Consider the following 15,548-nt stretch of genomic DNA (forward strand, 5'->3'; position numbering starts at 1 on the left):
TTTGTCTTTACCCAGGATTATCTCAGCCTAGCGCACCTCGCACCTCGCACCTCGCACCTCGCACCTCGCACCTCGCACCTCGCACCTCGCACCTCGCACCTCGCACCTCGCACCTCGCACCTCGCACCGCGCACCTCTATCCCGACACCTCGGGTTCCGCGGCGAGGATCTGCAGATGAATCTCGGGCATGCGGCGCAGGTGGTCGCCGAACCAGGCGAGCATGCGCGGCCGAAGGGCCAGGCGCAGGTCCGCCAGCGACTCGCCGCGGATCTCGTCCAGGCAGTCGTCGAGCCAGTCGGTGAAGGCGTCCTCGTCGAGGGGGCTCGCCTCGCTGGTGTCCAGCAGCAGTCGGCCGATGCGGGTCCAGCCATGCTCGGTGGTGGCCACCGTCAGGGCCAGGTGCAGCTGGCCATGGCGATGCTCGCTGCCACCGCCCAGGCCGGGTAGCCTGGCGACCTCGTCCTGGTGAATGATGCGTGGGGTCTGGGTGTGGCGGGTTTCGCGATGCAGCCCGTCGCCGTCCAGGCGAATCATGTCGCCGTTGCGGGGAACCACCGGGGCCTGGATGCCCAGCGCCTGGGCCACGTCCCGGTGCGCCTGCTGGTGACGGGACTCGCCGTGTACCGGCAGCAGGTGCCGGGGTCGGACCCATCCGTACAGGGTCCTGAGCTCCTCCTGGGCCGGGTGGCCGGAGGCGTGCAGCTCGGGATGGTTCGCCTCGTCCAGCAGCGAGACTCCGAGTCGGTTCAGGGCGCGCTTGAGCCCGTCGATCAGCCGCTCGTTGCCGGGAATGGCCTTGGACGAGAAGATCACGCTGTCGCCGGGTTCCAGTTCGAAATGCGGGTGACGCCCCTTGGCCAGTCGCGATAGCGCCGCCCGGGGTTCGCCCTGGCTGCCGGTGGCGATCACCAGCACTTCCTCGGGGGGCAGGTAGCCCAGGTCGGTGACCGGCACCAGGGGCGGCATGTCGTCCAGGTAGCCGAGCCCCCGGGCCACCCCGACCATGCGTTCCATCGAACGCCCCATCAGGCTGACTCGGCGGCCGCAGCGCTCGGCGGCACGGCCGATGGCGAGCACCCGGGCCAGGTTGCTGGCGAAGCAGCTCACCACCACGCGCCCCTCACAGCCGTCGATGGCCGTGGCCAGGGCGTCGGCGACCTCGCCCTCGCTGCGCGAGTGGCCCGCCAGCGGCGCGTTGGTGGAGTCGCCCACCACCAGGTCGACCGGCGCCAGCGCCTGGTAGGTCTCGCGATCCACGCTGGGGCCGATCAGCGGCGCCGGGTCGAGTTTCCAGTCTCCGGTGTGCAGCACGCGGTGGGTGCCGGCGGTGATCAGCAGCGCGCAGCTCTCGGGGATCGAGTGCGTCAGCGGCAGGTAGCGCAGCGTGAAATCGCCGACCTCGAGCGCCTCGCCGGGCTCGATGACCCGAATAGCCTGCTGGCCCAGCCCACGCTCGGCGAATTTGGCGCGCAGCAGCCCGGCGGCGAGCGGGGTGGCGTGGATCGGGCAGCACCATTGTGGCCACAGCCAGGCAGCGGCGCCGATGTGATCCTCGTGGCCGTGGGTGATGATCAGCGCCTCGGGCGCGATGCCCAGCGTATCGAGGGTCGACAGGTCGGGGACCTGGAGCGGGCTGTCGGGCAGGTCCTGGCGAATCATCATGCCGCAATCCACGGCGATCCAGCGGCTTTCCTGGTTCCTTTCCCCGTACCCGTAGAGGCTGAGATTCATGCCGATCTCCCCACAGCCCCCCAGCGGCAGGAAGCGCAGGGGAGGGCGGCGACGTGGGCGGATCTGAACACGGGGTTGGGGCATCGCGGGGCCGGAAACGGAAAATGTGGTTTTCACTATACGGGATCGTGGCGCCGAGCCACAACGCGTCGAAATGGCCCGCCGACGGGTCTGACCCGCGCCGGCGATTTCGCTACAATACCATTTCGTTCGACACTTTCAGGATGACGGTCTTTCGATGTCACACTACTATCGGCTCGTGGTTTCCTGCCCCGATCGCCTGGGGATCGTCTCGCGGGTTTCCAGCTTCATTACCGGCCAGGGCGGCTCCATCACCGAGGCCAGCCAGCACTCCGACCTGGAGTCCGGGCGCTTCTTCATGCGCTACGTGATCCTGGCCGATTCCATCGGCATGTCCGCTGAGGCCTTGCGCGATGCCTTCACGCCCATCGCCGAGGAATTCGACATGGACTGGGCGCTGACCGATACCCAGCAGCGCCGGCGGGTGGTGCTGATGGTGTCCCGCGAGAGCCACTGCCTGGTGGACCTGTTGTATCGCTGGACCGCCGGCGAGCTGGACTGCGATATCGCCGCGGTGATCTCCAATCATGACGACATGCGCTCGCTGACCGAATGGCACGGCATTCCCTACCATCATGTGCCGGTCGACCCCGGCGACAAGACGGCCGCCTTCGCCGAGGTGCAGCGCCTGGTCGACGAGGCGCGGGCCGACTGCGTGGTGCTGGCGCGCTACATGCAGATCCTGCCGCCCAGCCTTTGCGAGCGCTATGCCGGGCGGGTGATCAACATCCATCACAGCTTCCTGCCGTCCTTCGCCGGGGCCAAGCCCTATCACCAGGCCTACCAGCGTGGGGTCAAGCTGATCGGCGCCACTAGCCACTACGTGACCGAAGAGCTGGATGCCGGCCCGATCATCGAGCAGGACATCCATCGGGTCAGCCATTGTCACACGCCCAACGACCTGGTGCGTTTCGGTCGCGACGTGGAGAAGGCCGTGCTTGCCCGGGGGCTGCGCTGGCACCTGGAGGATCGGGTGCTGGTGCACGGCAACAAGACCGTGGTATTCGCCTGACCTCGCCCGTGATCCGGACCATCGGCGCCGAGGCAATCGGGCCCGGGCGAGTAGGCGGCGAGGGTGGCCCGGGGACCGCTGCCGGCATCACCCGCCGGCGGTGGCGTTTCTTGGGTGTCAATGGGTGTCAAGAGGTATCCCAAGGTTATCGTGGGGTAGCTTGAGCCGGATTAGCGAGGGCTTTTGGCGTGTAACGTGGCCTTTGTCATGTCGGACTTTTGACACAGTAGGGGACATCTTCGTCACCACCCAGATTCGACATGACCACGACGGTTTCCCCCGTGGCGCGTTCGGCCCGCCTGATCCGTCGCCAGCTACTGCGTGACAACCGCTTTCTCGGCCTGCACCAGGGCTGGTTCGCCTTGCTGCTGACCCCGGTAGTGACCTATGGCCTGGCGCTCGGTTTCGACCCGACCGGCTGGTGGCTGATCGGTTGTGGCCTGTTGCTCGCCTGGACGCTGGCGGAGCTGGTCTTCCTGCCGCGCCGGATCGCCATTCATCGCGTGGCGAGCCAGCAAAGCCACGACGAGCGGCTGCGGGAAGCGAAGCGCCACGGCGTTTCACTGGAGGACGTGCGGCTCATGGATCGCGTCGTGCCGGCTCGTCCCGAGCGCGAGGGGCAGGCGTGAGTTTCGAGGCGCGAGGTACTAGGATACCTTGCTCCTTGCTCCTTGCTCCTTGCTCCTTGCTCCTTGCTCCCCCTTACCCCTTTGTCGCCCCCCCCCCTACAGCGGCAACGCCAGTTGCTGTCGCGCGGCTTCGGGCTGAAGACGTACACCAACCCCCAGCAAGCGCACCGGGCGCTCGGCCCGGGCCCAGGCCTGGGCCAGCAGGCGCCGGAAACCGTGCCGGTCGAGAGCCTGCCCGCGGCTCTCGAGGGTGGTCAGGCTGAAATCGTCGAAGCGGACCTTGACGAACTGGCCGGCGATCGCGGGGTCGCCATGGCGTGCCAGGCGTTCCTCGAGCCGATCGCAGAGTGGCGGCAGGGCCTCCTGGGCCTGCTCGATGCCGGGCAGGTCTCGGTCGAAGGTGGTCTCGACGCTCACCGACTTGCGTTCCCGCTCGCGCTTTACCGGGCGCTCGTCGATGCCGCGGGCCAGCTCGAACAGCCGGTGGCCGAACTTGCCGAATTCCTCGATCAGTCGCTCGCGGGGCAGGCGTCGCAGGTCGGCGCAGTCCTCGACCCCCAGTGCCTCCAGCCGCATGCCGGTCGCCGGCCCCACGCCGTGCAGCTTGCCGACCGGTAGTGTGGCCACGAACTCATCCACCCGCTCCGGGGGAATCACCGTCAGGCCGTCGGGCTTGTCCCAGTCGCTGGCCACCTTGGCCAGGAACTTGGCGGGGGCGACCCCGACCGAGACGGTGATGCCGGTGCGGGTCAGGCACTCCCGCTTGAGCCACTGGGCCATCCAGGTGGCGCTGCCCTGGAAGCCCTCCACCTCGGACACGTCCAGATAGGCCTCATCCAGCGAGAGCGGCTCCACCAGGGGGGTCAGCTCGTGGAAGATCGCCTGGATCTGGCGCGACACCTCGCGGTACTTGTCGAAGTCCCCCGGTAGCAGGGTCAGGTGGGGGCAGAGGCGCAGGGCCTGGGCCGTCGGCATCGCCGAATGGATGCCGAAGGCCCGGGCGGGATAGTTGCAGGTGGCGATGACCCCGCGATGTTCCCGTGAGCGGCCAATGGCGATGGGGATGTCGCGCAGGCTGGGATCGTCGCGCATCTCGACCGCCGCATAGAAGCAGTCGCAATCGGCGTGCAGGATCTTTCGCGTCACGGCCTTTATTCCATCACCTGAGCGCCAGCCCCGTCTGGACTGACTCGGGCCGAGCCTAGGCCAGGGCCTGGCCGTTGCCGCCGCGGATGACACCCACCCCGATGCCCTCGATCTCGAGCACCTCGTGGCGCAGGTCGACCTCGATGGGGGCGAACTCCGGGTTCTCGGCGTCGAGCCGGACATGGTGGCCCTGGCGATGGAAGCGCTTGACGGTCACCTCGTCCTCCAGGCGTGCCACCACGATCTGGCCGTCTCGGATGCGGTCGGTGCGATGCACGGCCAGCAGATCGCCCTCCAGGATGCCCACGTCCTTCATCGACAGGCCCCGCACCCGCAGCAGGTAGTCGGCCCGGGGCGTGAAATATTCCGGGGGCAGCGGGCAGTAGCGGTCGATGTGCTCGGCGGCCAGGATCGGGCTGCCGGCCGCCACCTCGCCGATGATCGGCAGGCCCTGGCTGGGCTCGTCGTTGGCGGCCTCGCCGGGCGTGCCGGCCTCGGCCTCCTGGGCCGGCAGGCGGATACCGCGGGAGGTGCCGCGGATCACCCGAATGGCGCCCTTGCGCTCCAGGGCGCGCAGATGCTCCTCGGCGGCGTTGGCCGACTTGAACCCCAGGGCACGGGAGATCTCCGCCCGGGTAGGCGGGTAGCCCAGCTCGTTCATGGTCTTGACGATGAAGTCATAGACGTTCTGCTGGCGTGGCGTGAGGGGGCGTGTCATGCGACCTCCGGAGCGGATGGCTAGGCGATTATTGATTAAGTATACAGCATGGTAATCCATCCAGTAAAAGCCGTGTCCTCCTGCCGCCCCTGCCGACAGCCCATTGCCGAACAGTCTCACTGTTGCCCGCGTTTCAAACGTGTGACGGTTGACCTCGTGGAGGTAAATCCGGCACTGTCTGACACTCCAGGCAGATTCAAACAATCGTTTCTAACTGACTGTTCAATTTCCTCCTGACTAGCCCGGACCGACACGATGGCCCAGCCCGATACCGTCACCCGAATTCTCGACACCGCCGAGGTGCTGTTCGCCGAGCGCGGCTTCGCCGAAACGTCGCTGCGCAACATCACCAGCAAGGCCAAGGTCAACCTGGCGGCGGTCAACTACCACTTCGGTTCCAAGAAGTCGCTGATCCAGGCGGTGTTCGCGCGCTATCTCGATCCCTTCACCGAGCGCTTCCACCGCGCCCTGGACGAGCTGGAGGCACGGCACGCCGCCGACGACAGCGAGATTCCCCTGGAAGAACTGCTGGAGACCATGGCCCGCACGGTGCTCGAGGTGCCGGCCGAGCGAAACAGCCTGAAGGTGTTCATGCGCCTGCTGGGGCTGGCCTACAGCCAGGCCCAGGGGCATCTGCGCGGCTACATCCAGACCGAGTATGGCGACGTTTTCACCCGCTTCACCGAGCTGGTGCGGCGGGCCACGCCGGAGCTGCCGGATGCCGAGCGCTTCTGGCGGCTGCACTTCATCCTCGGCTCGGTGATCTTCACGCTGTCCGGGCTGGACGCCCTGCGCGACATCGCCGAGCACGACTACGGCGAGCGGGTCTCGGTTCACGACCTGGTGCTGCGCCTGAGGCCGGTGGTGGTCTCGGCCATGCAGGCCCCGATGCCGGGGTAAGAAGTGTGAGACGAGGGGCAAGGTGCAAGGCGTGAGGCGTGAGGTGACCCCTCGCGCCTCGCTCCTTGTCTCCTATATCACCGTCCCTAGTTCGAAGATCGGCAGGTACATGGAGATCACCAGGCCGCCGACCAGCACCCCGAGCACCACGATGATGAAGGGCTCGAGCAGCGAGGTGAGGGCATCGACCTTGTTGTCGACCTCTTCCTCGTAGTAGTCCGCCACGCGATTGAGCATGGCGTCGAGGGCGCCGGCCTCCTCGCCGATACCGACCATCTGTACGGCCAGGGCCGGAAACTGCTCGCTGAGGCGCATGGCGAAGTGCAGATGCTGGCCGGTGGCCACGTCGTCGCGAACCTGTCGCACGGCCCGCTCATAGACCTTGTTGCCGGTGGCCCCGGCGGCGGTGTCCAGCGCCTCGACCAGCGGCACGCCGGCCGCGAAGGTCGTGGAAAGCGTGCGGGAATAGCGCGCCACGCAGGACTTGTCGAGGATGTCGCCGACCACCGGGATGCGCAGCGACAGGGCATGCACGCGATAGGCGAAGCCTTCTGAGCGCTTGATGCCCGCCCGGATCAGGAACAGCCCGACCACCATGCCGCCCAGGCCCCAGGACCAGTACTGCTGGGCGAATTCCGAGAGCTGGATCGTCATGCGGGTCATCGCCGGCAATTCGGCGCCGAAGCCCTGGAACAGACTCTCGAACTGCGGCACCACCTTGATCAGCAGCAGGGCAGTGACTCCGATGCCCACCGCGATCACGGCGGCGGGATACCACAGGGCCTTCTTCACCCGCCCCTTGATGGATTCCAGCTTTTCCTTGTAGGTGGCGATGCGCTCGAGCATACGGTCCAGCGAACCAGATTGCTCGCCGGCCTCCACCAGGTTGCAGAACAGCCGATCGAAGTAGTGCGGGTGGCGGCGGAGTGCCTCCGAGAAGCTGGCCCCGGCGGCCACCTCGTTCATCAGTTCCTGAACCAGCGCGCGCATCGCCGGTTTCTTCATGCTTTCGGCCACCACCTGAAACGCCTGCATGGCCGGCACGCCGGCGCGGATCATGGTCGCCATCTGGCGAGCGAAGAGCATGGTGTCGCGCGGCTTGATCTTGCCCATGCCACTGCCGATGCCGCTCTTGCGGCGGATGCTCTTGACGATGATGTTCTGGTGGGAGAGCTCCTTCTCGACCTCGATGCGGCGCGACGCGATGATCTCGCCGCCGACCTTGCGGCCCTGTGGCCCCTTGCCGGACCAACGCCAGCGATAGAGCTTGAGCTTCTGCGCCTTGTGCATGGTAGCGGTGGGCATGATGGAGTGTCCTGCGGGTTATAGTGTTGAGGTTCGAGGTTCGAGGTTCGAGGTTCGAGGTTCGAGGTTCGAGGTCGGAGTAGCGCCCTGGCCTTGCTCCTCGCCCTTCGTGCCTTTCTCGAATCAATCCTTTGTCACCCTGTTGACCTCGGCCAGGCTGGTCAGCCCCTGCATGACCTTCATCAGACCGCTGCGGCGCAGGTCCGGGTGGCCTTCCTCGCGTGCCTGGGCATCGAAATCCATGGCGTTGCCGTGAGTCATGATCAGCCGGCTCATGGCCTCGCTGATCGGCACTACCTCGTAGATACCGATGCGCCCCTTGAAGCCCTGGGTGCAGTGCTGGCAGCCCACCGGCTCGAACAGGGCGGCGCCATCGACCTCGGTGTCGCTGAAGCCCTGGGCCAGCAATGTCTCCCGGGGTATATCGGCCGGCTGCTTGCAGTGGTGGCACAGCCGCCGTGCCAGGCGCTGGGCGATGATCAGGCTCACCGAGCTGGCGATGTTGAAGGGTGCCACGCCCATGTTGGCGAGTCGCGTCAGGGTCTCCGCCGCCGAGTTGGTATGTACGGTGGACAGCACCAGGTGGCCGGTCTGGGAGGCCTTGACGGCGATCTCGGCGGTTTCCAGGTCGCGAATCTCGCCGACCATCACCACGTCCGGGTCCTGGCGCAGGAAGGCGCGCAGGGCGCTGGCGAAATCCAGGCCGATCTTGGGCAGCACGTTGACCTGGTTGATGCCCGGGACCTTGATCTCTACCGGATCCTCGGCGGTGCAGATGTTGCGCTCGGTCTCATTGAGCATGTTGATGCCGGTATAGAGCGTCACCGTCTTGCCGCTGCCGGTGGGGCCGGTCGCCAGGATCATGCCTTGCGGATGGTCGAGCACCGTTTCGTACATGGCGCGTTGGTCGGCGGTGAAGCCGAGCTCCTCGATGCCCATCTGCGCGGAGGCCGGATCGAGGATCCGCAAGGCCAGCTTCTCGCCGTAGACGGTGGGCAGCGAATTGACGCGAAAGTCGATGGAGCGCGTGGCCGAGATCTTCAGCTTGATGGCGCCGTCCTGGGGCAGGCGCCGCTCGGAGATATCCAGCCGCGACATCACCTTCAGCCGGGCGGCGATACGGGCGCGCATGGCGAAGGGAGGATGCGCCACGTCGTGCAGGATGCCATCGATGCGAAAGCGCACCCGATAGCTGGACTCGTAGGGCTCGAAGTGGACGTCGGAGGCCCCGCGGCGGATGGCATCGAGCAGGATCTTGTTGACGAACTTGACGATCGGCGCGTCGCTGGCGGCGGCAACCGCCTGCTGCTCGTCGCTGATATCGGTGGCGCCGTCGTCGAACCGAAGCTCGCCGATGGCATCGTCGACGCCCGACAGTTCGTCGAGCAGCGACGACTCGCCATGGGACAGGTAGGCCTCCAGCACCGGGCCGAGCTGATCCACCGATGCCAGTACCCCTTCCGGCGTCAGGCCGGTGGCGAACTGCAGCTCGTCGAGCAGGGCCAGGGTGCTGGGGTAGGGGACCGCGACCGTGAGCCGATGCCCGTGGCGATGCAGCGGCAGCACGCCGAGCTTGCGCAGGATCTTCTCGGGATAGTCGTTGGCGCGGGGAAGGCTCTGCAGGCGCAGGGCGTCCAGGTCGACGATCGGCAGGCCGTACTCCCGGGCGGCGGTGAGGGTGGCCTGGCGCGTCGGCACCTGGCCGGCCTTGATCACATGCTCCAGCAGCGAGGCCTCCGACTCGCGAGCCTCCTGTTCGGCGCGGCTGGCCGCCGCCTCACTCAACAAGCCTTCCTCCACCAGCCGTCGGGAGAGGCCGCGCATGGCGCGTCGCGCCCCGGTGCGGCTCGCGCCGCTGTGGGGGGAGGCGTCAGGGTCGGTCATCATCTCGTAGCGTTCATTGGCGGGGGAGCGGTCGTCGTTCATGAATCTCCTGCACGCAAGGCGCCGAGGGGCCGTGATTACGATTCTAGCCCTTATGCCTGCATGCCGCCCAGCGTGCCCCTCCCATCTTTTTCACTATCGCGAGGGTCAGTCGATGGCATGAGAAAACGAACGCTCGAGATGAGAAACTTGCAGCCATGCAGGGTGTAACTTAGTGTAATTGACAAGGCGGCAGGGGCCTTCGGCGATCGGGCGGAGGGGCCGCTGGTGGGGCGGAGTCGGGGACAAGGCGCCCAGGCCGCCGAACGCGGAATCGGCCGTCGGGCGACATGATGCCATCAGCCAAGGGGAATGAGATGAACACACAGGGTATGCAGAAGCAGGCGATGCGGCATGGTCAGGGTGGCTTTACCCTGATCGAATTGCTGATCGTGGTCGCGATCATCGGGATCCTCGCGGCTATTGCGATTCCGCAGTACCAGAATTACACCACTCGGGCTGCTGAGAATGCTTGCGCCGGAGATACGCGCTCATATGCTACTGCAATTTCAGCAGAGCGGGTGGAGGGTAACGACGACCCTACTCCGGAAGAAGTCGGAATTTCGACAGGTGAAGATGCAGCATGCGCTAGCCTTCAGCTAACAGATGGGTCATTAGTTGGTACCCCCAATGATCCTGGTGTGGAAACCACCACGATTGTAGTCGACAATACTCAAGTTTCTGATGAGGAAGATGATAGTTAATACGAAGTAGTTAGTAGGGTGCCATGCTTTCTCAATGACAACGGCCAGCTAAGCGCTGGCCGTTTTCTTGTTTGCCTTGCATACCATTTCCAGACTTATAGTGCTCGCCCCTCGCCCCTCGCCCCTCGCCCCTCGCCCCTCGCCCCTCCCAAATGTCATATCCTGCCAGTAACCCCACAGCCCTGTCGGAGCCCTCCCTGATGTTCCAGCACCTGCTCGTCATCTGCACCGGCAACATCTGCCGCAGCCCCGTGGCCGCGGCGATGCTCAAGGCCGCGTTGCCCGACCGGCATGTCGAGTCGGCGGGCCTGGGGGCGATGGTGGGGCAGGGGGTAGAGTCGACGGCGGGGGAGATTGCCGAGGCCGATGGTCTCCGGGTCGCGGATCATCGCGCTCGTCAGGTCACCCGGGAGATGCTGCAAAACGCCGATCTGATCCTGGTGATGAGCGAGGGGCAACGTCGTGCCATCGGAGAACTCGCCCCGGCGGCGTGGGGCAAGGTCATGCTGATCGGCCGCTGGCTGAACAGCGGCGAGGGGGCCGAGATTCCCGATCCCTATCGCAAGAGCCCCGAGGTCTTCCAGCATGTGCATCGGCTGTTGAAGGAAGCCACCGCGGCCTGGGTCGAAAGATTATAGCGGCGCCGATTGGCCGGGGAAGCCCGCTATTCCACCTTGCCCAGCCCCAGCAGCCAGTGCTGGAAGGCCCGGCTGGCCTGGGTGAGGTGACGGTGCTGGGGCACCAGCAGCGAGAGCTTGCCGCGGCTGGGCAGGGCCTGGGGCAGCGCCTGCAGCAGGTGGCCGTGGCGCAGCTCGTCGGCGAGCAGCTGTTCCCAGCCCAGGGTGATGCCCTGTCCCGCCAGGGTGGCGTTCATCAGCACCTGGTAGCTGTTGGCGCGCAGGCAGTGGCTGGGTTCCCGCCAGGCCAGGCCCAGGGCGTCGAACCAGTCCCGCCAGGTCAGCCAGTCGTTGAAGTGATCCTCGAGCACCAGCAGGGTGTGGTCGTGCAGCAGCGCCTCCGTGGAGGCGATGGGGCCGCGATGCTCCACGTAGTGGGGGCTGCACACGGCGATCACGTTCTCGTCGGCGAACACCGGCTCGGCGACCAGGCCGGGCGGGTCCACCTGACCCTCCAGGTGGTAGTAAAGCCCCAGGTCGAACTCGGTGAGGTCCAGCCGGTAGGGATCCTCCATGGTCAGCAGACGGATCTCGATCTCCGGATGCTGGTGCTGGAAGCGGGGCAGGTGGCGGGACAGCCAGATCGAGGCGATAGTGGGGCTGGTCGCCAGGGTCAGCTGGCGGTCGTTGCCGTGGCGACGCAGCCGGGCGGTCTCGTCGGCCAGCTCGCGCAGCAGCCGGCGCACCACCCGGTAGTAGTGGTCGGCGGCCGGCGTCGGCCGCAGGCCCTCGGGATCGCGCTCGAACAGCGGGCGCCCCAGGTCTTCCTCCAGCCGCTTGATCTGGCGGCTGATGGCGCTCTGGGTCAGGTTCAGCTCGCGCCCGGCCTGGGTGAAGCTGCCGTGCCGGGCGGCGGCCTCGAAGGCGCGCAGGCACTGCAGCGGCGGCAGGGCGTCGCGTCCGCTCATGTGGCTCCTCGGCGATGGGCTGATCGGTCCGTCGCCGAGGATATCACGCCCGCTGGCGGGCATCGTCAGATGGCCTCCCGCGGCACCTCGGTGTGCCAGGTGCGGCGATGCACCTCTTCGCCGTCGTCGTGGGCGACCTGCTCGGCCTCGATGTAGAAGGTCGTGTCGTCGCAGGTCAGCCGGTAGCGGCTCTCCACGCTGACGTCGAACCGTCCCGGCCCTTCGTCGCGGCCGGCCCGGTAGTGCCAGGCGATCTCGGCCCGAGCGCGGGTCGCGTCCTCCGGATGAGCGGTATAGCGCTCCTGGCAGGACTGCTCCACCCGGTAGCCGTGGTCGGCCAGCGTCATGGCGCCGAGGTCGTCCTCGACGATCACCGTGACCTCGCCGCTGGCCACGTCCTCCTGAATGGTGCGTCGTGGTTGCCCCTTGCGGTGGCTCTCGACGTTGGCGGGGCGGGCGCTTTCCGGGGCCGCGAAGGGGCTCTCCACGGTCTCGCCCTGGAAGGTGGGCAGCTCCAGGCGCTGCAGCCCCGGCTGCAGGGTCAGCGCGGCGCGCCGGGGCGTCGGCCACAGCAGCGGGAAGTTGGCCGAGGCGATGGCCACTCGCAGCCGGTGCCCGGCGGGCAGCCGGTAGCCGATCATGTCGAGCTCGAGGTCGACGTTCATGGGCTCGCCGGGCACCGGCGGCTCGAGCCGGTCGTGATCGCGCAGCGACAGGTTGAGCACGCCGTAGGTGATGCGGGCCACCTGGCCGTCGGGGCGCACGTCGCTGAGCCGCACGCTGAGCTGGCCGCAGGCCTGGTCGCTGGACAGCCGCAGCCGCAGGCGCGGCTTGCCGAGGATGTCGAGCGGGGCCTCCAGCGGCTCGCTGTCGAAGCACAGCGCCAGGGCGTCGTCGCGGCGCTGGTCGCCGGGCAGGTCGGGGCCGAACCAGATGGCGCAGTACTCGCCCTGGTGGCTGCCGGCGGTGAGCGGCGAGTCGACCGTCTGCGCCCGCGAGAGCGGCGCGTCGCCGGGCACCAGGCCGGTGTCAGTGAGCGCAAAGGCGCGGGGCTCTACGCTCGCCGAGGGCCAGCCCTCGGTGCGCACCCAGGCGCCCGGGCGCTCGGCGTACATGGGCTTCGGCGGCAGGGCGTCCTGCAGGTAGAAGGTGCCGGCCGGCTCGTCCATCACGCCGGTGTCGATGTCCTTGAGCCAGTGGTCCCACCAGCGCAGGGCTTCCTGGAGGAAGCCGATCGCCGGGTCCGGCACCGCGAAGTGCGGGTACTTGTGGATCCAGGGGCCGATCAGCGCCTTCTTCGGCCCCGGCAGGTGCTCGAGCAGCCGCGGTACACTGTTCTTGTAGCCGTCACCCCAGCCGCCGACGGCATAGACGGCGGCCTCGATGTCGGCGTAATTGCGGTTGACCGAGCCGTGCTTCCAGTAGTCGTCGCGGGTCTGGTGGCTCAGCCAGGTCTCGGCCAGCAGCGGCATGTTGTCTAGGCGCTGCTTCCAGCGCTCGCGCCAGACGTCGCCGACCAGCGCCGGATCGGGCGGCGCCGCCGAGAAGCTCAGCATGGTCGCCGACCAGCCGAGGTTCTCGTGGAGCAGGTTGCCGCCCTTGTAGTGGATGTCGTCGGTGTAGCGATCGTCGGTGGAGCACAGGGTGATGATCGCCTTGAGCGGCTCGGGCTTGAGCGCGGCCAGCTGCAGCGAATTGAAGCCGCCCCAGGAGATGCCCATCATGCCGAGCTTGCCGTTGCACCACGGCTGGCGGGTCAGCCAGTCGATCACCTCCAGGGCGTCGGCCTGCTCCTGGGGCAGGTACTCGTCGGCCATCAGCCCCTCTGACTCGCCGTTGCCGCGCATGTCGACCCGCACCGCGGCGTAGCCATGGCCGGCGAAGTAGGGGTGGGTCAGCTCATCGCGCACCGCGGTGCCGTCGCGCTTGCGATAGGGCAGGTACTCGAGGATGGCGGGCACCGGATGGCGTTCGGCATCCTCCGGCAGCCAGATGCGGGCGGCGAGCCGGGTGCCGTCGGCCAGCGGAATCTCCAGGTGCTCGATCTCGCGGATGCGGTGCGGAAAGTCGGTCTTCACGTTCATGTCGGCTGGCCTTGTGTCGGGCGCTTGGCGTGGCGTGTATCGGGTTGGTGGGCGGGGCTCGGGACGTTCAGCTCGCTGGGGTCGCGCAGCCAGCGCCACAGCGAGGCGCTGGCGAGCAGGATGATCAGCAGGGCCGGCAGGCCGCCGAGGTTGGAGAGCATCTTGACCCCGTCGATGCCGACGAAGCTGGTCATCACCCAGGCGATGACGCCGACTACGGTGCCCCAGACGATCTTCATGGGCAGGCCGGCGCTGAAGTCGGAGTCGGCGGTCAGGCCGCGGGTGCAGAGGTTGCCGATGGCATCGGTGTTGGAGTCCGCCGCGGTGACATAGGAGACGAAGGCGATGAACAGCAGCAGCGGCACCCAGACCTCGGCCAGCGGCAGCTCGCCGAACAGCCGGTAGAGCACGTGCTCCACGCCCTGGTTCTCGAGCACGGCATGCAGGTCGACGCCGGTATGCATCTGGAAGTAGAGGGTGCCCCCGGAGAAGATCACGATCCACACCGCGGCGAACAGCGCCGGGTAGAGCAGGTTGACGCGCAGGAAGTCGCGCACCGTGTAGCCCCGCGAGATGCGGCCGAGGAACAGCGCGGCCACCGGGGCCCAGGCGAACCAGATCGCCCAGTAGAAGATCGACCACCAGCGCGGCCAGGGGTCGCCGCCGGCGGCGCCGGTGAACAGGCTGCGGGTGAAGAAGTCGTCGAGGTAGACGCCGAACGACTCCACGCCGATCTGCAGCATGAAGGCGGTGGGGCCGAACACGAAGGCGAACAGGCCGAGGGCCAGCAGCAACCAGGCGTTGAGCGCCGACAGCCGCGCGATGCCTTTCTTCAGGCCGCTGGCCGCCGAGAGCACGAAGGTGACCACGATCACCGAGATGATCAGCCCCAGGCGCAGCGGGCTGGTATCGCCCTCGATGTACTGCCCCAGGCCGCCGGCCAGGGTGATGGCGCCGGTGCCCAGGGTGGCGGCCATGCCGGCCACCAGCGAATACAGCGCCAGGGCGTCGACCAGCCCCGAGAAACGGGTGATGCGCGGGCCGAACAGCGGCTCGAGCATGCTCGAAATCGAGAACTTCTGGCGGCGGTTGTAGAAGGCCAGGGCGAAGATCAGCGCCGGTACCGCGTAGATGGCGTAGGGCGTGAAGGTCCAGTGCAGGAACATGGTGGACATGGCGAACAGCGCCGCGTCTGCCGAGCCGGCCGCGAGGTCCAGCGACTCCGGCGGCCCCATCAGGTGGTAGAGGGGCTCGGCGGTGGTCCAGAACAGCACGCCGACTGCCAGGGTGGTGCACAGGGTGATCGAGAACCAGCGTAGCCGCGACAGCAGCGGCTCGGCGTCGTCGCCGCCGATGCGAATCCGCCCCAGCGGCGAGGCGTAGACCACCACGGCCAGCACCAGCAGGTAGAGGCTGCTCAGGCTGAACAGCCAGGAGAAGCGTTCGAGCACGGCGTCGTTGAGGCGGCTGGTGAAGCCCAGGAAGGCCTCCAGGTCATGCAGGCTGCCCAGCACCGCGGTCAGCAGGATGAGAAAGGTCGGCCAGAATACCAGCGGCCGCATGCGAGATGTCATGGGTGTCTCTCCGCTTGTTGTGTCGTCTTCCGGGATGTTCCCGGCGCATGGCCGAATACCTTACCGGCAGGCGACGCGCGGGTGACAGCGACCGATCCGCATGGGGCCATGACGCTCGCGCATGCCCGCCGGGCACATTCCCGCGGCACGACGGC

Annotated in this window: 12 protein-coding genes and 1 pseudogene; 5 read left to right on the top strand and 8 right to left on the bottom strand. The window is 67.3% G+C overall.

The annotated features are described in order from the left end of the window. Positions 1 to 136: 136 nt before the first annotated feature. Positions 137 to 1,732, bottom strand: coding sequence for a ribonuclease J (locus ACXAFN_RS15945; protein ID WP_474990262.1), 1,596 nt, complete (start codon positions 1,730 to 1,732; stop codon positions 137 to 139). 238 nt (positions 1,733 to 1,970) lie between these two features. Between ACXAFN_RS15945 and purU the strand changes: the two genes are divergently transcribed. Both purU and ACXAFN_RS15955 read left to right on the top strand, forming a co-directional pair. Then, positions 1,971 to 2,825 carry a formyltetrahydrofolate deformylase gene (gene purU / locus ACXAFN_RS15950; RefSeq protein WP_474990264.1) on the top strand — a complete coding sequence of 285 codons (855 nt, stop codon included), beginning with the start codon at positions 1,971 to 1,973 and terminating at the stop codon, positions 2,823 to 2,825. A gap of 260 nt (positions 2,826 to 3,085) precedes the next feature. Then, on the top strand, positions 3,086 to 3,454 hold the full coding sequence (locus ACXAFN_RS15955; protein WP_474990266.1) for a hypothetical protein: 369 nt from the start codon (positions 3,086 to 3,088) through the stop codon (positions 3,452 to 3,454). Between the two features lie 96 nt (positions 3,455 to 3,550). Here the strand turns inward: ACXAFN_RS15955 and dinB are convergent, their stop codons facing one another. Then, positions 3,551 to 4,600, bottom strand: a complete 1,050-nt coding sequence (gene dinB / locus ACXAFN_RS15960; protein WP_474990268.1) for a DNA polymerase IV — start codon at positions 4,598 to 4,600, stop codon at positions 3,551 to 3,553. Between the two features lie 55 nt (positions 4,601 to 4,655). Continuing rightward, positions 4,656 to 5,318: a transcriptional repressor LexA gene (gene lexA / locus ACXAFN_RS15965; protein WP_474990270.1), complete on the bottom strand. Its 663-nt coding sequence runs from the start codon at positions 5,316 to 5,318 to the stop codon at positions 4,656 to 4,658. A 255-nt stretch (positions 5,319 to 5,573) separates the two neighbouring features. On the opposite strand from lexA, the gene ACXAFN_RS15970 reads away from it, so the two are divergent. Then, entirely contained in the window at positions 5,574 to 6,218 is a 645-nt protein-coding gene (locus ACXAFN_RS15970) for a TetR/AcrR family transcriptional regulator (RefSeq protein ID WP_474990272.1), read from the top strand. Positions 6,219 to 6,290: 72 nt separating this feature from the next. On the opposite strand, the gene ACXAFN_RS15975 is transcribed toward ACXAFN_RS15970, so the two are convergent. Together ACXAFN_RS15975 and pilB are read right to left on the bottom strand one after the other, a co-directional pair. Further along, positions 6,291 to 7,523 carry a type II secretion system F family protein gene (locus ACXAFN_RS15975; protein WP_474990274.1) on the bottom strand — a complete coding sequence of 411 codons (1,233 nt, stop codon included), beginning with the start codon at positions 7,521 to 7,523 and terminating at the stop codon, positions 6,291 to 6,293. 123 nt (positions 7,524 to 7,646) lie between these two features. Continuing rightward, complete coding sequence (pilB, locus tag ACXAFN_RS15980; protein ID WP_474991045.1) at positions 7,647 to 9,407, bottom strand: type IV-A pilus assembly ATPase PilB; 1,761 nt, start codon at positions 9,405 to 9,407, stop codon at positions 7,647 to 7,649. A gap of 386 nt (positions 9,408 to 9,793) precedes the next feature. Here pilB and ACXAFN_RS15985 point away from each other — a divergent pair. Together ACXAFN_RS15985 and ACXAFN_RS15990 are read left to right on the top strand one after the other, a co-directional pair. Further along, a pseudogene (locus ACXAFN_RS15985) lies at positions 9,794 to 9,907 on the top strand (prepilin-type N-terminal cleavage/methylation domain-containing protein); the annotation flags it as partial. 443 nt (positions 9,908 to 10,350) lie between these two features. Continuing rightward, entirely contained in the window at positions 10,351 to 10,788 is a 438-nt protein-coding gene (locus ACXAFN_RS15990; RefSeq protein WP_474990276.1) for a low molecular weight protein-tyrosine-phosphatase, read from the top strand. 26 nt (positions 10,789 to 10,814) lie between these two features. On the opposite strand, the gene ACXAFN_RS15995 is transcribed toward ACXAFN_RS15990, so the two are convergent. From ACXAFN_RS15995 to ACXAFN_RS16005, 3 genes are all read right to left on the bottom strand, one after another. Next, positions 10,815 to 11,735: a LysR substrate-binding domain-containing protein gene (locus ACXAFN_RS15995; protein WP_474990278.1), complete on the bottom strand. Its 921-nt coding sequence runs from the start codon at positions 11,733 to 11,735 to the stop codon at positions 10,815 to 10,817. A 65-nt stretch (positions 11,736 to 11,800) separates the two neighbouring features. Beyond that, positions 11,801 to 13,819 carry a CocE/NonD family hydrolase gene (locus tag ACXAFN_RS16000; protein ID WP_474990280.1) on the bottom strand — a complete coding sequence of 673 codons (2,019 nt, stop codon included), beginning with the start codon at positions 13,817 to 13,819 and terminating at the stop codon, positions 11,801 to 11,803. Then, positions 13,816 to 15,393, bottom strand: a complete 1,578-nt coding sequence (locus tag ACXAFN_RS16005) for a BCCT family transporter (protein WP_474990282.1) — start codon at positions 15,391 to 15,393, stop codon at positions 13,816 to 13,818. The genes ACXAFN_RS16000 and ACXAFN_RS16005 overlap by 4 nt, the downstream gene beginning before the upstream one ends. Between the last annotated feature and the right edge of the window lie 155 nt (positions 15,394 to 15,548).

This window comes from Halomonas sp. ABH4_019 (assembly GCF_056159885.1).